Genomic DNA, 14,150 nt, shown 5'->3' on the forward strand with positions numbered 1-14,150 from the left:
AGGGGCGAGCGTCAGCCGCCGTAGCCGCCGTCACCGCGGCCGTCGACGTTCGCGCAGGTGTTGCCGAACGCCGGGTTGATCAGGCCGATGACCGAGACGGTGTTGCCGCACAGGTTGATCGGCACGTGGATCGGGACCTGGACGGCGTTGCCCGAAGCGACGCCGGGCGAGTGGGCGGCGACGCCCTGGGCGCCCGAGTCGGCGACGGCCATGCCGGCTCCGCTGAGGGCAACGGCACCCGTGCCGGCGAGAACAGCGGCAGCCTTCGCGATGCGAGACATCAAGAACTCCTTGGACGTGGAAAGGTGACCGCGAGAATCACGGCCGACATTCCCGTTCAACGCCGAAATGGCGCACGGGTCACGGCCATTGGGCCGGACGGGAGAAAAAGGTGGGGGAAGGCCCGCAGAACCGGTGGGCCCGCCCGCCGTCGGATACGACGGAACGGGCCCGGGAACTGCGGGCCACGGCCATGCGACCAGCCTTCAGTTGTAACGAGCAACGACCCCTCGGGTGGCGGGGAAGAATCGTGCCTTCACCCGCCGGGTCATTGGTCGTACAAAACGAACGCGGGCGTCAGGCCGTCGGCTGCGCCAGACCCAGCTGCGAGTCCAGCGCCCCGCGCAGCGCCGGGGCGACGACGCCGACCTGCGGCACGGCGAGGTCCGGCAGCCCGAGCCGGTCACCGCGCGGCGCGACGATCGGGTTGCCGACCGTGGCACCCGGGGTGGCGGCCGCCATCTCCGAACGGGGGGTGGTGAACAGGGCCTGACCCGGCTCACTGCCCTCGATCACCTCGGGCAGATCGGCGGCCAGGACGGTCGCCGGGAGCGTGCTGGTGAACGGCACCCGCGGCAGGGTGACGTCCGGCAGCAGCCCGGACTGCCCCTCCTGGAAGCCGGTCGGACCGCCCGGCACGGGCAGCGGAACCCCGGTGGCCACCGTGGGGGCGTCCATCGGGATCACCGGCTCAAGTCCCTGGAGCGGGACGACGACCGGCGCGTCGGCGGCGACGGCGGGCGACGCCATGGCCGCGGAGGCGAGAGCGGTCATGAGGATTCCCATGCCGGCGTGAGAGCGCAGATTCATGACTGCGTAGGCCCTTCAGAGCAGGTGTCGACGGTACTGAGGTACTGCGCCCTGAGAACGAGCCCGACGCCCTGAACGTCGCGAAATTCGCCTGTGTGCAGCAACGCGGAAGACCCCCACCGGTGAGGGTGGGGGTCTTCGTTGACGCTTCGTCGGTGCGAGGGGTCAGCCACGGGAGCGGCACGCTGCGGGAGCCGGGACCACACGGCTCGGAACCGCGGGTGTGCGGTGGGGCTGTGTTGCTGAGGGCGCGTCAGCCGCCCAGCGGGAGGCCCGCCGGGACGCCGCCGAGCAGCGGGGCGTTCTGGGTCGTCTGGTTCAGCTGGCCCGCGGTGTCCCCGACGGTCTTGACCACGGAGCCGTCCGTGGTGCTGCTCAGCGCGTCCGTCTTCAGGCCCTCGCTGGCGAGCGCCGAGAGGCCACCGTTCAGGCTGGTGGGCGTCATCTCGGCGGCCATGGCGGGCGCGGCGGCACCCAGAGCCATCACAGAACCGGCGACGACGGCGGCAACCTTGGTGGGCTTCATGACTGGAGTCCTTCCTCTGTTTTTCACGTCACTGTGCAAGCAAGTCGCTTGCTGTACAGGCCTCTTGGCCGATTCCTGTACGTCGTTCTGCCTTCTGTAACGAGAGGTGCGCGCCCCGGAAACTCCGGGAGAAGGGATTTCTCTCCACTGCACTCGAATGATGACGGCGGTCCTATTTGCGGACCGGACAGCCGAACGCCGTGCCGTCCGGCGGGAGGCCGGGCGGCACGGCGCGGGTGGTACGACCGTGGCTACGCGAGCGTGACTACCTGACCGGCAACGGCGCCGCCGGCAGGCCGACCGGCGGGTCGACCGGGAGCTCGGGCGCCTCGACCGGGAGCGTCGGCAGGGTCGGCAGCCCCGCGAGGTCCGCCGCGGGCAGCCCGCTGCCGAGGACCGTGGCGACGACCAGGTTGACCAGCGAGGTCAGGGTCGCGGTGACCTGCGGGACGACACCGGTGGCGCCTCCGGAGGTGACCGCCGCGAGCAGACCGGCGACGGCCTTCTCGACGGTGGCGAGAGCGTCGGTGACGATGTCGGCCGGGGCCGCCTTCGCGGCCTTCGCACCGCCGGTGGCGACCGGGAGGGTCGGGGCCTGAACGGCGGGCGCCTGTACGGCGGGAGCCTCGGCGGGCGTCTGCACGGCCGGGGCCTCGGCGGCCGGGGCCTCGGGCAGCGGCGCCGGGACGGTGCCCTTGGCGGCGTCGACGGCCGCCGTGATCTTGTCCTTGAGCGCGGCGGCGTCGGCGGCGGGGATCTGACCGCCGTCGGCCTTGAGGACGGCCTCGAGGAGGTCCGTGACCGTGGTGGTCACCGAGCTCATGTTGCCCAGTGCGTCGGCCTGCTTGAGGAGCGCCGCGGCGTCCGGCAGGGGTGCCAGCGCGGTCGGGGCGGAGATGCGGGACGGGTGGTGTTCGTCGGCGAGGGCGGGTCCCGCCGTGCCGAGGGTGATGACGGCGGATATCGCCAGGGCGGTGATGCGGCTGAGAGCCAGGGGACGCATATTTGTTCCTTTTCCGTATGCGCCGGACAACAACGCCCCCACCGTGTCCTGCTCACATAGCGCTCCGCAACGGGAGGACTACGGAGCGCCACCCCCTCCGTTCGGGTGAATCCACTGCGCTGACCTGGTCCTCCGAGGGGCGTACGCCGTTGCACCGGGCGGCGTACGAGGGTGCGTCCGAATGAGCGGAAGGCCGGCGCGCCACCCCTGGCAGGGGCGGCGCGCCGGCCTCGGAAGGACCACGATCCGGCGTGCGAGATCAGGCGTTGACGCAGGTGTTGCCGAAGGCCGGGTTCAGGGCGCCGATGACGTTGACGGTGTTGCCGCACAGGTTGATCGGCACGTGGACCGGGACCTGGACCAGGTTGCCGGACAGGACGCCCGGGGACTTCACGGCCGCGCCCTCGGCGCCGGCGTCGGCGACGGCGACACCGGTGGCACCCGCGACGGACGCGGCGACACCCACGGACAGAGCTACAGCCTTCGCGATACGGGACATGGAGAAGCGCTCCTCGATTGTTGACAGATCACTGAGACGGCACGAGCGGTTTCGCCCGGCTCCTTCAACAACGCTTAGGCAATTCATCGGTTGCTCTCCCGAACGGGTGACGTTCAACCGATCTTTGGGCCATCGGAGGGGCATTCGGGCGAGTGGCCGAGGAGTGGCGCAACACGCACAACGAGGAAACTGCCCAGCAGATACGGGAGTTAGCGTTTGTGAGCATCTAATGCTTACTATCGCCCGGCGTCGGGGTTATAACGTTCCCGAGCGTCGCTTCCGGTCCAGCCGCGCGGACACCCTTTTCGCACGGTCGACATCTCCCTCTCTCCCGGTCTTCACGGGTGTTCCCTTGCTTCTCTCATCAAAGCGGAGAACCTCTATGCGGAATTCAGCGGTTCGTGCTGTGCGCCGCGGCCTGTTGTGCGCCCTGTCGTGTGCGGCCCTGTCCGCCGCGCTGCCGGCCGCCGCCGCGCCCCAGCCCAAGGAAGCCCCCCGCGTCCCCTTCGCCGAGCGGTACCAGGCGGTCCAGCGCGGCGGGATCGTCCGTGCCGCCGACACCTCGGCCACGGCCACCAACTCCAGCAGCGCCGAACTCCGGGTCCCGGAAGGCTCCCGGGTCAGCTACGCCCGGCTGTACTCCGCGGACGTCACCGACCTCGTCCGTTCGGCCCGGAGCGGGCTGTGGACGGCGGCTCAGGTGAACGCCGCCATGGGCCGTTCGGCGGTCGGCGGTTGGGGTGGCTGGACCCTTGTCGTCGCGTACGAGAACGCGGCGGAACCGATGCGCCGGCCGGCCCTCTGGGACGGTTTCGAAACCGTCGGTCCGCGCACCGGAGCACTGCGGGTCGGACTGACGGAAACGGCAGTTCCGAAGGGCTCCGCCGGACAACTCGGAGTCGTCGCCCATGACGGCGGCCGGGGTACTTCCGGGGATTACCTCGCGGTGCAAACGAGCCGGGCGAAGAGTGTCCTGCTCTCGGATTCCGCCAATTCCGCGGACGACGTGATGAACTCCAGCATCACCGATTTCGGCGACACCGGTCGGATGGAACGACTTCCGGCTCATCGGAACACCCTGGGGTACGACTCCGACGTCTTCGATCTGGGGGGTGCGCTGCGCCATGGAGCCGACCGTGTCCACGTCCGCTTCGGCGCCCGCCAGGACACCGTCCGGCTCGGAGCGCTCTTCCTCCAGGCGGACGTCCGGCGCTGACGTGTCCTTCTCCGTTCTGCACGCGGTCCAGCCCGGTGACGGCGGGGTCGCGCGGGTCGTCGTCGACCTGGTGCGCGCCCAGCTGGCCGCGGGGCTCCGGGTCGCCGTCGCCTGCCCGCCGGACACCCCGCTCGCCGAGGCCGTACGGGCCGAGGGCGCCGGGCTTTCCGACTGGCGGGCCGGGCGGGACCCCGGCCCCCGGCTGGTCCGGGAGACCCGCGACCTCGCCCGGGTGATCCGTACGGTCGACCCCGCCCTGGTCCACGCGCACAGCGCCAAGGCCGGACTGTGCGCCCGACTCGCCCTGCGCGGGCGGGTTCCGACGGTGTACCAGCCGCACGCCTGGTCCTTCGAGGCCGTCGACGACGCGGTCGGTGCGCTGGCCCGCCGCTGGGAGGTGTGGGGCGCGCGCTGGACGCACCGGATCGTCTGCGTCAGCGACGCGGAACGCCGTACCGGCGAGGCCGCGGGCGTCCGGGCGCCGTGGTCGGTCATCCACAACGGGGTCGACGTGGCGCGGTTCGGAGCGACGGCGCCGGCCGAGGACTCGGCCGACGGGCCCACCGTCGTCTGTGTCGGGCGGCTCTGCCGGCAGAAGGGGCAGGACGTCCTGCTCGCCGCCTGGCCCGCCGTCCTGGAGCGGGTGCCCACCGCCCGGCTCGTCCTGGTCGGGGACGGGCCCGACGCGGAGCGGCTGCGGGCCGCCGCCCCGCCGTCCGTGCGCTTCACCGGCAACGTCGACGACACCGCGCCCTGGTACCGGGCGGCCGATCTCGTCGTCCTGCCGTCCCGTTGGGAGGGCATGGCGCTCGCGCCCCTGGAGGCCATGGCGAGCGGACGGCCCGTCGTGGTCAGCGACGTCGACGGGGCGCGCGAGAGCCTGCCGCCCGGCCACGAACCGCTGTGCCTGGTCCCGCCCGAGGACCCGGCCGCCCTCGCCGCCGCCGTCGGCCGCCTGCTCGGCCGGCCGGAGCAGCGGCGAACCCTGGGCCGCGAGGCCCACGAACACGTACTCAGCAGATTCGATGTGCGGCGCACCGGCGCGGCCGTCGCGGACGTGTACCGCGAGCTGGCCGGAGTGCGGTGCACCGAGCACAGAGAGCCGATTTCGCCGTGACCACGGAAAGCACCAGCGTCCCTCCTTCACCGGGCCCCTGGCCCCCGGCGGGCCGGGGCAAGCTGCCCGGACTCGCCTCCCTCGCGCCGCAGCGCGGCGGCACGGACCGGCTCGCGCTGCCGCCGCGCCGTCCCGCGCCGCAGCGGCTCGCCGCCGTACCGCTGATCGCGGCCGACGGTCTGGCCGTGCTGCTCGCGGTCGGGCTGCTGCCCGAACCGCAGCGCGGGCTGCGGCTGTTCCTGCTGGTCGCCGTGTGCGTGCTGGTCCTGGACGCGCGGGCGGGGCTGCACCGGCCGACCGGTGCCCGGGCCGCCGTACTGGAGGAACTGCCCGCGCTCGCCGCGCGGGGCGGGGTCGCCTGGTGCGTGGCGGCCGCGGCCGTCGCCACGTACGCCCCCGCTACGGCGATCGGTCCGGCCGCGCTCTGCACCGCGTACGCGACGCAGGTCGTCGCCGTGTGCCTGGTGCGGGCCGTGCTGCACGCCCGGCGGCGGCGTACGGCGCGGGCGCATCCGCGCTCCGCGCTGGTCGTCGGCGCGCCGGCCGCCGCCCGCCGGTTCGCGGCGGCGCTCGCGCAGCACCCGGAGTACGGCATCCGGCCGGTCGGGATCGTCGGCGCGCGGCCGGACGCGGAGCCCGGACTTCCGGTCCTCTCCTCGGCCGAGGAGATCCACCGCGCGGTCATCCAGAACACCGTGCGCGACGCGGTGTTCCTGACCGACGACACGCCCATGGTGACGCTGTTCCAGCACTACGGCTGCGCCACCTGGCAGGTGGGCGGCGAGGGCGGCGGCGCGATGGACGACCACCTGTGGGGGTACGCCTGCCGCCGGCTGGTTCCGCTGGGCGAGCGGCCGGGTCTTACCGCGAAGCGCGCGCTCGACGTGGTCCTGGCCGGTCCCGCGCTGGCCCTGGCGCTGCCCGTGCTGCTGCTGTGCGCCCTGGCGGTCCTGCTCTCCGACGGGCCCGGCGTGCTCTTCCGGCAGGAGCGGGTGGGGCAGAACGGGCGGCTGTTCACGCTGCTGAAGTTCCGTACGCTGCGCCCGGCCGACGAGACCGAGTCGGCGACCCGGTGGAGCGTCGCCAACGACCGGCGGATGAGCCCGGTCGGCAGCTTCCTGCGGAAGTCCTCGCTCGACGAGCTGCCGCAGCTGTGGAACGTGCTGCGTGGCGACATGAGTCTGGTCGGGCCGCGGCCCGAACGGCCGTACTTCGTCGCCCAGTTCAGCAAGATCCACGCCGGTTACGCGGACCGCCACCGGATGCCCGTCGGGCTGACCGGCCTGGCGCAGGTGCACGGGTTGCGCGGCGACACGTCCATCGAGGACCGCTGCCGGTTCGACAACCACTACATCGACCACTGGTCGCTCTGGCAGGACGTCCGGATCCTGCTGCGGACCGCCGCGGGCCTGGTCCGGCCGGCGGGGAGCTGATGATGACGACGGCGACCGGGGTGCTGCCGTGGACGGCCGGGACCGAGGTGCGGGACTGGGCGCGCCGGGCCGGGGCGCTGTCCCCGGTCCTGGCGGTGATCGCGCTGCTGCTCGTCCCCGGCGGGGGCGGGGCGGAGGGCGGCACCGGCGGTTCGGGGACGGTCGCGGACGCGGCCTCGGGGCTGCTCGTGCTGATCTGCCTGGTGCGCGTGGTGCGCAGCGGGGCCCGGCCGCTCAGCCGCGCGGCGGCGGTCGTGCTCGGTCTTCCGGTCCTCGGGATCAGCCTGGCGGCGATCACCTCGGGGGACCCGGCGGCGAGCCTGCCGGGCGTCGCCCGGTACGTGCAGGTGTTCGTGCTCGTCCCGGCGGCCGTGCTGCTGATGATCCGTGACCGGCGCGACTTCGCGGTCGTGGCGTGGGCGCTGGTCGGTCTCGCGCTGCTGCAGGGCGCGGTCGGGGTCACGCAGTACCTGACCGGGACGGGCGCGTCGTACCAGGGCGAGGACATCCGGGCGGTGGGGACGTTCGGGCCGACGGACGTGATGGGGATGGCGACGGTCGTCTCGTACGGCCTGGTCGTCGTCGTCGGGATCGCGCTGGGGAGCGGGCGGGGCCGGGCGCGGACCGCCGCGCTGGTCTGCGCCGGGCTGCTCTTCCTGCCGCTGGTGCTCTCCTTCAGCCGGGGCGCGTGGATCGCGACGGTCCTCGCCGTCGCGATCCAGCTGGTCCTGTCGGGGCTGCGGCGCGCGGGGCGGGTGGCGCTCGTCGTGGGCGCGCTCGCGGTGGTCCTGGTGGGCGGGTTCGGGGTGGGCTCGGCGATGGTGAAGGACCGGGTCGCCAGCATCACGCAGGTGGCGGGGGCGCCGGACCAGTCGGTGACGGACCGGTACACGATGTGGGCGGCGGCCGGGGAGATGTGGCGGTCGGATCCGCTGACCGGGGTGGGTCTGAAGGGCTTCCCCGCGTACCGCGACTCGCACGCCTCGCTCGCGCTGTCGTCCGGCAGCGACACGGCGGGCGCGGGCGCCGCGTTCCAGCGGCAGCCGCTGCTCTCCCCGCACAACATGTACCTGCTGGTGCTGAGCGAGCAGGGCCTGGTGGGGCTGCTCGCCCTCGCGGGGAGCTGGGCGGCGCTGCTGGTGGGTGCGGTGCGGCGGCTGGGTCTGGTCGCGATCGGGCTGCTGTCGTGGCAGCTCATCGACTTCTTCTACGCGGACATCGGCGGCCCTTCGACGGTCCTGATGTCGGTCGTGCTCGGCCTCGCGGCCTGGTGGTCGCTGGCGGAGGTGAAGCGTGCGTGACCCCTGGGGCGGTGAGCCCGAGTCCACGGACCGGGTCCCGCCTCCGGAACCCCCCGGGGAGCCCGCCGCGCCCGTGTGGGCGGACCCCTGGACCCACGGCGTGCGGCGCTGGGCGGGCACGACGGCCCAAGTCCCGCACGGCGACGCCGGGTCGGTACGGCTGCCGCTGGGTCCGGCGGTCTCGGGTCCGCTCGCGGCTTCCGAGGCCGGCACCGACGCGCCCGCCGACGACGGGCTGCCGGCCTCCGTGGCGTACCCCGACGACTGGCGGCCGCGCGGCCGGCGGGGCGAAAGCCCGGGACGCGAGACCGCCGCCCCCGCGCCCGCGCCCACCCCCGTGCCGAAGGCCGCCGGGGGCGGCGGGTTTCTCCGCCGGGCCGCCGCCGTGACCGCCGGGCTGACCGCCGCCGGGGCCGTACTCGGGCTGCTACGGGACCAGAGCCTCGCGCACTACTTCGGCGCCGGGGCCGAGACCGACGCGTTCCTCGTCGCCTGGACCGTGCCCGAGTTCGCGTCGACGCTGCTCATCGAGGACGCGATGGCGCTCATCCTCGTCCCCGCGTTCAGCCGCGCCCTGACCCGCCGGGGCGCCGTCCGGGCCCTCGTACGCTCCACGCTGCCCCGGCTCCTGCTCGTCATGTCCGCCCTCGCCGGGCTCCTGATCCTCGCCGCGCCGCTGCTCGTCGCCGCCCTCGCTCCAGGGCTGCCCGACCCTCGGCTCGCCGTCGACTGCACCCGGCTCACCGCGACCTGCGTGCTGACGTTCGCGCTGGCCGGCTACTGCTCCGCCGCCCTGCGCGCCCACGGCTCGTTCCTGCCCCCGGCCACCATCTACGTCGCGTACAACATCGGCATCATCGGCACGATCGTGGTGCTCCGCGAACCCTTCGGCGTCCGGGCGGCGGCGGCCGGGGTGGCCGTCGGCGGCGCGCTGATGGTGGCGGTCCAGGCGCCTTATCTCGTACGGGAGTTGCGCCGCGGGCCCGCGCCGCACGCAGGGCCGGCCGTCGACGGGCGGCTGCTCGTCCTCGGCCTCATCGCGCCCGTCATCGCCTTCACCGTCTCCCGCCAGTCGCAGATCCTCATCGAGCGCTTCCTCGCCTCGCCGCTGCCCTCCGGGGCCATCTCGCATCTGAACTACGCGCAGAAGGTCGCGCAGATGCCGATGATCCTCTCGCTGATGCTGTGCACGGTCAGTTTCCCCGTCGTCGCCCGCGCCATGGCCTCGGGCGACGCGGACGGCGCCCGCCGCCGTGTCGAGCGGGACCTGCTGCTGGCCGCCGTCGTCGTCCTCGTCGGCGCCTCGATCGTGATCGCCGCCGCCCCCCAGATCGTCGAAGTCCTCTTCCAGCGCGGCGCCTTCGACGCGTCCGACACCTCCGCGACCGCCGCCGTGATGCGGGTCTACGCCCTCGGACTGCTCGGCCAGACCACCGTCGGCACCCTGGTCCGCTGCTACTTCTCCGCCGCCCGCCCGCTCTGGTACCCGGCCGCCGCGATGGCCGCCGGCCTCGCCGTGACCGCCGTCGCGGGCGTCGTCGGCGCCGGGCTCTGGGGCGCCGTCGGCATCGCCGCCGCCAACGCCCTCGGGATCACGGTGACCGCCGTCCTGATGCTGCTCGGCGCGCGCCGACAGGCCATCCCGGTCCGGATCCGCTACCTCGGCGAGGGGCTGCTCCGGCTCGCGACCGCCGCCGCCTGGGCCACCACCGCCGGCTGGCTCTGCTCGGTCCTGGTCACCCCCGCGCTGCTCTCCCTCGCCGTCGCGAGCGTGGTCTGCGCCGCCGTCTTCCTGCTCTTCGTCGCCTGCGCCGCCAACGCGCCGGACATCCCACCCCTCACCCGCACCGCATCACGAAGGCTCGCCCATGCCCGCTGCCACGGCGCCCCCCACCGCCGCGATCCGTCGACTGCTGCCGAAGCCACCCCCGTGGGTGGTGATGTACCACTCGATCGCCGACACCACGGATGACCCGTACCGGGTGACGGTCTCCCCCGTACGGTTCGCCCGGCAGCTGCACTGGCTGAACGACCGGGGGCTGCGCGGGGTCTCCGTGCGCGAGCTGCTCACCGCGCGCGCCGAGGGCCGCGCGAAGGGGCTCGTCGGCCTCACCTTCGACGACGGGTACGCCGACTTCGTCGAGTCGGCGCTGCCGCTGCTGCGCCGCCACGGCTTCACCGCCACCGTCTACGTCCTGCCCGGCCGCATCGGCGGCGACAACGACTGGGACGGCGACGGCCCGCGCAAACCGCTGCTGTCGGAGGACGGCATCCTGCGCGTCGCCCAGGCGGGCATGGAGATCGGTTCGCACGGCCTGCGGCACGTCTCGCTGCCCACGCTCGACGCGCCGACGCTCGTCCGGGAGACCGCGCGCAGCCGGGAGCTCCTGCAGGAGATCACCGGCACGCCGGTGGACGGCTTCTGCTACCCGTACGGGGACGTCGACGCCCGCGCGGTCCAGGCCGTACGGGACGCCGGCTACCGCTACGGCTGCGCCATCGACCCGGGCGACCTGACCTGCGCGCACGCGCTCCCCAGGGTCCACATCGGCGAGCAGGACACCCCCTGGCGGCTCACCGTGAAGCGGCTCCTGCATCCGCTGCGCCGCCGCCGGCCGGCCGATCTCGAACGCGTCGTCCTCCAGGAGACGCCATGAAGGTCCTGCACGTCATCACCGGCCTCGGGATCGGCGGCGCCGAGCAGCAGCTGCGGCTGATGCTACGTCACCTCCCGGTACGCAGCGAGGTCGTCACGCTCACCAATCCCGGCCCGGTCGCCCGGGGCATTGAGGCCGACGGGGTACCCGTCACGGACCTCGGCATGGCCGGCAACCGTGACCTCGGCGCGCTGCCCCGGCTCGCCGGGATCGTGCGCCGGGGCGGGTACGACCTCGTCCACACGCACCTGTACCGGGCGTGCGTGTACGGCAGGATCGCCGCCCGCCTCGGCGGGGTCCGTACCGTCCTCGCCACCGAACACTCCCTCGGGGACACCCAGATCGAGGGCCGCCCGCTCTCCACCGGCACCCGCGCGCTCTACCTGGCCACCGAACGCCTCGGCACCGCGACGGTCGCCGTCTCGCCGAGCGTCGCCCGCCGCCTGGCGGCCTGGGGCGTGCCGGCCCCGCGCATCGAGGTCGTCCCCAACGGCATCGACCGGGCGCGCTTCCGCTTCGACGAGGACGCCCGCCGCCTGACGCGGAAGCTGCTCGACCTGCCCGAGGACGCGTTCGTCGTCGGCGGGGTCGGCCGCCTCGCGCCGGGCAAGCGCTTCGACCGTCTCGTACGGGCGGTGGCGTCGGTGCCTCGGGCGCGGCTGCTGCTCGTCGGCGAGGGCCCCGAGCGGGAGCGGCTGCTCGCGGTGGCCCGGGAGTGCGGGGCGGCCGACCGGGTGCTCCTCACCGGCGCCTGCGAGGACCCGCCGGCCCCGGACTCCGCCGGTCCCGACCTGCCCGCGCTGCTCGCGGCGATGGACGCCTTCGTCTCCACCTCCCCCGACGAGACCTTCGGCCTCGCGGTCGTCGAGGCGCTGGCCGCCGGACTGCCCGCGCTGTACGTGGCCTGCCCGGCGATCGACGACCTGCCGCCGGACGAGGCGCCCGGGGCCCGGCGCGTCGGCGAGTCCGTACCCGAACTGGTCTCCGCGCTGCGCGGCATCCGCGACGCCCGGCTCGCCCGGCTGCCGCAGCCCGCCGCCGCGCGCCGCTACGACATCGCGCACAGCGCCCAGCAGTTGCTGTCCCTCTACGAACAGGCCGTCCACGGCACCCCTCCCCTCGCGAAGTGAGTCACCCGATGTCCCCGATGCCACCGAAGTCCCCGAACCCGATGACCCCCCCGACTCCCCGGCGCGCCCGGCTCGCCGCCGCCCTGCGCACCCGCCGGCGCCTGCTCGTGCTGCCCGCGTCCGTGCTGGTCGGCGCGGCGCTCGGCGCCGGGTACGGGGTCGTGAAGACCCCTGAGTACGCGGCCACCAGCTACGTCATCGTGGTCCCGGGCGAGAAGTCCGACCCGGCCGCCGCGCTCGGCTTCGCCCAGGCGTACGGGCGGGTCGCCACCGACATCGCGGTGACCGGCGACGCGCAGGTGTGGGCGGGCGTCTCCGCCGCGACCCTTCGCGAGAGCGTGCAGGCGGCGACCTCGCCGGACGCGCCGATGATCGAGATCACGGCCCGGTCGGCCAGCCGCGCCAAGGCCGTCTCCATGGCGGACGGCGTCGCCCGCGCCCTCGTCCTCAACAGCAGCCACGTCTCGGGGAACACGGGCGTGAAGGTGGTGCAGTTCTCCCGGGCGACCAAGCCCGTGGAGCCCGTCTCGCCGTCCGCCCCGCTCTCCGCGCTGGTCGGCGGCTGCGCGGGCGGACTGCTCGGCGGCCTTGCGCTGCTGGTGCGGCCCGGCCGGACCGGGGCGCGGGCGGTGCGCGCGGAGGCCCGGCACTCGCGACCGGCCGGCTCGGCCACCTCGGCGGCGGTACCCGGCCCGGCGGCGGCCCAGCACCAGCCGTCACCGGAGTCGGTGTGACCGCGCCCGGGGTGAGAGTCGAGGTCTGCCGGGACGGCGCGGAGTTCGGCGCGCTCGCCGAGCCGTGGGCGTCGCTGTACGCGCGCTGCTCCACGGCCACCCCGTTCCAGTCCCACTCCTGGCTGCACTCCTGGTGGGTGTCGTACGGCACCCCGGGCGCGCTGCGGGTGGTGCTCGTACGCCGGGAGGACGGCGAACTCGTCGCGGCGGCGCCCCTGATGCGCGCCCGGGGGCCGCTGCCGGTCCTCACCCAGCTCGGCGGCGCGATCACCGACTTCACGGACGTCCTGCTCGACGACGCCTGCCCGGTGGCGGTGCCCGCGCTGGTCCGGGGCCTGGCGGAGGCGGCGCGGGGCGCGGTGATCGATCTGCGCGAGGTCCGGCCCGGGGCGGCGGCCGAGCAGGTGTTCGCCGGCTGGCGGGGGCCGCGCCGGCGGCTTCCCGACTCGCTCTGTCTGGAGCTGCCCGCCGTGCCGATGGACGCCCTGCTCGCACGGATCCCTTCGGGCAAGGCCCAGCGGGTGCGGGCGAAGCTGCGGAAGCTGGACGCGCTCGGGATCGACGAGCGGATCGTGCCCGGGGACGAGGTGCCGGCGGCGCTGGAACGTCTCCTCACGCTGCATCAGCTGCAGTGGCAGGGGCGGGGCGTGACCGTCGAGCACACCAGCGACCGGTTCGCCCAGCATCTCGCCCGGGCCGTGCGGCCGATGGTCGAGCACGGGGCCGCGCGGGTCACGGAGTTCCGGCTCGGCGGGGACGTCGTCGCGGCGGACCTGACCCTGATGTCGCCGCGCCTCGCGGGCGGGTACCTGTACGGCGCCGATCCCGCGCTGCGCGAGCGGAAGGTCGACGTGGCGACGATGCTGCTGCGGCACGGGGCCCGGGAGACCAGCGCGAGCGGGCGGGCCACGCTGAGCATGCTGCGGGGGAACGAACCGTACAAGCAGCACTGGCGGCCGGAGACCGTGCCGAACCAGCGGCTGATGCTGGCCGGGCGCGGTACGGCTCCGCTGCTGTGGCTGCGCGCGGGCGCGGCGGACGGCAGGCGCTGGGCGGCCCGGCAGGCGCGGGAGCGGGCCTGGGTCGGGCGGGCGCTGGAGCGGCTGCCGGGACGGACGCACGGCGGCGGCGGATGATCTCCGCCGCCGCCGTGGGGGTGGGCCTCAGAAGGGCCAGGCGTCGCTGTCCAGCATGTCCTCCCAGGCGTCGTTGACCTCGGCCTCGACCTCGTCGTCCCACTTCATGTCCACGTTGGGGACGCAGACCTGCCCGCCGGTCCAACTGTCGACCAGCGAACCGAGGTTCACAGCCCAACAGTTCGGCTTGGGCTCGGGCTTGGGCTCGGGCTTGGGCTGGGGCTTCGGTTCCGGCTTGGGCTCGGGCTTCGGCTCAGGCTTGGGCTCGGGCTTCGGCTCAGGCTTGGGCTCGGGCTTCGGCTCAGGCTT

Annotated in this window: 14 protein-coding genes and 1 pseudogene; 9 read left to right on the forward strand and 6 right to left on the reverse strand. The window is 74.2% G+C overall.

Annotated features, from left to right (window positions below; genetic code table 11):
* Positions 1-11: 11 nt before the first annotated feature.
* The 5 genes from Q5762_RS09140 to Q5762_RS09160 all read right to left on the reverse strand — a co-directional run bounded on the left by Q5762_RS09140 (position 12) and on the right by Q5762_RS09160 (position 3,117).
* Positions 12-281: a chaplin gene (locus Q5762_RS09140; protein WP_315891488.1), complete on the reverse strand. Its 270-nt coding sequence runs from the start codon at positions 279-281 to the stop codon at positions 12-14.
* Between the two features lie 295 nt (positions 282-576).
* Positions 577-1,053 (reverse strand): hypothetical protein, encoded by a 477-nt coding sequence (locus Q5762_RS09145; RefSeq protein ID WP_315891489.1) that lies wholly within the window; start codon positions 1,051-1,053, stop codon positions 577-579.
* Between the two features lie 289 nt (positions 1,054-1,342).
* A complete protein-coding gene (locus Q5762_RS09150) occupies positions 1,343-1,615 on the reverse strand; it encodes a hypothetical protein (protein ID WP_315891490.1) in 273 nt (90 codons plus the stop codon).
* Positions 1,616-1,880: 265 nt separating this feature from the next.
* A complete protein-coding gene (locus Q5762_RS09155) occupies positions 1,881-2,618 on the reverse strand; it encodes a hypothetical protein (RefSeq protein WP_315891491.1) in 738 nt (245 codons plus the stop codon).
* Between the two features lie 259 nt (positions 2,619-2,877).
* Positions 2,878-3,117 carry a chaplin gene (locus Q5762_RS09160; RefSeq protein ID WP_315891492.1) on the reverse strand — a complete coding sequence of 80 codons (240 nt, stop codon included), beginning with the start codon at positions 3,115-3,117 and terminating at the stop codon, positions 2,878-2,880.
* Positions 3,118-3,499: 382 nt separating this feature from the next.
* On the opposite strand from Q5762_RS09160, the gene Q5762_RS09165 reads away from it, so the two are divergent.
* The 9 genes from Q5762_RS09165 (at position 3,500) to Q5762_RS09205 (ending at position 13,841) form a co-directional block, all read left to right on the forward strand.
* On the forward strand, positions 3,500-4,333 hold the full coding sequence (locus Q5762_RS09165) for a DUF3344 domain-containing protein (RefSeq protein WP_315891493.1): 834 nt from the start codon (positions 3,500-3,502) through the stop codon (positions 4,331-4,333).
* Positions 4,242-5,450, forward strand: a complete 1,209-nt coding sequence (locus tag Q5762_RS09170; RefSeq protein WP_315891494.1) for a glycosyltransferase — start codon at positions 4,242-4,244, stop codon at positions 5,448-5,450. The genes Q5762_RS09165 and Q5762_RS09170 overlap by 92 nt, the downstream gene beginning before the upstream one ends.
* On the forward strand, positions 5,447-6,883 hold the full coding sequence (locus Q5762_RS09175) for a sugar transferase (protein WP_315891495.1): 1,437 nt from the start codon (positions 5,447-5,449) through the stop codon (positions 6,881-6,883). The genes Q5762_RS09170 and Q5762_RS09175 overlap by 4 nt, the downstream gene beginning before the upstream one ends.
* 2 nt (positions 6,884-6,885) lie before the next feature.
* The gene (locus tag Q5762_RS09180) at positions 6,886-8,184 is read left to right on the forward strand and encodes an O-antigen ligase family protein (protein WP_315891496.1); all 1,299 of its coding nucleotides are present in this window, start codon (positions 6,886-6,888) and stop codon (positions 8,182-8,184) included.
* A 247-nt stretch (positions 8,185-8,431) separates the two neighbouring features.
* Complete coding sequence (gene murJ / locus Q5762_RS09185) at positions 8,432-10,156, forward strand: murein biosynthesis integral membrane protein MurJ (protein WP_399494764.1); 1,725 nt, start codon at positions 8,432-8,434, stop codon at positions 10,154-10,156.
* The gene (locus Q5762_RS09190; protein WP_315891497.1) at positions 10,053-10,841 is read left to right on the forward strand and encodes a polysaccharide deacetylase family protein; all 789 of its coding nucleotides are present in this window, start codon (positions 10,053-10,055) and stop codon (positions 10,839-10,841) included. The genes murJ and Q5762_RS09190 overlap by 104 nt, the downstream gene beginning before the upstream one ends.
* A complete protein-coding gene (locus Q5762_RS09195; RefSeq protein ID WP_315891498.1) occupies positions 10,838-11,971 on the forward strand; it encodes a glycosyltransferase in 1,134 nt (377 codons plus the stop codon). The genes Q5762_RS09190 and Q5762_RS09195 overlap by 4 nt, the downstream gene beginning before the upstream one ends.
* A 17-nt stretch (positions 11,972-11,988) precedes the next feature.
* Complete coding sequence (locus tag Q5762_RS09200; protein ID WP_315891499.1) at positions 11,989-12,705, forward strand: lipopolysaccharide biosynthesis protein; 717 nt, start codon at positions 11,989-11,991, stop codon at positions 12,703-12,705.
* On the forward strand, positions 12,702-13,841 hold the full coding sequence (locus tag Q5762_RS09205; protein WP_315891500.1) for a GNAT family N-acetyltransferase: 1,140 nt from the start codon (positions 12,702-12,704) through the stop codon (positions 13,839-13,841). The genes Q5762_RS09200 and Q5762_RS09205 overlap by 4 nt, the downstream gene beginning before the upstream one ends.
* Positions 13,842-13,868: 27 nt before the next feature.
* On the opposite strand, the pseudogene Q5762_RS09210 reads toward Q5762_RS09205, so the two are convergent.
* Positions 13,869-14,150: pseudogene (locus Q5762_RS09210) on the reverse strand (hypothetical protein); the annotation flags it as partial.

The sequence above is a fragment of the Streptomyces sp. P9(2023) genome (genome assembly GCF_032436795.1).
In the GTDB taxonomy this organism is placed as follows: Bacteria; Actinomycetota; Actinomycetes; order Streptomycetales; family Streptomycetaceae; genus Streptomyces.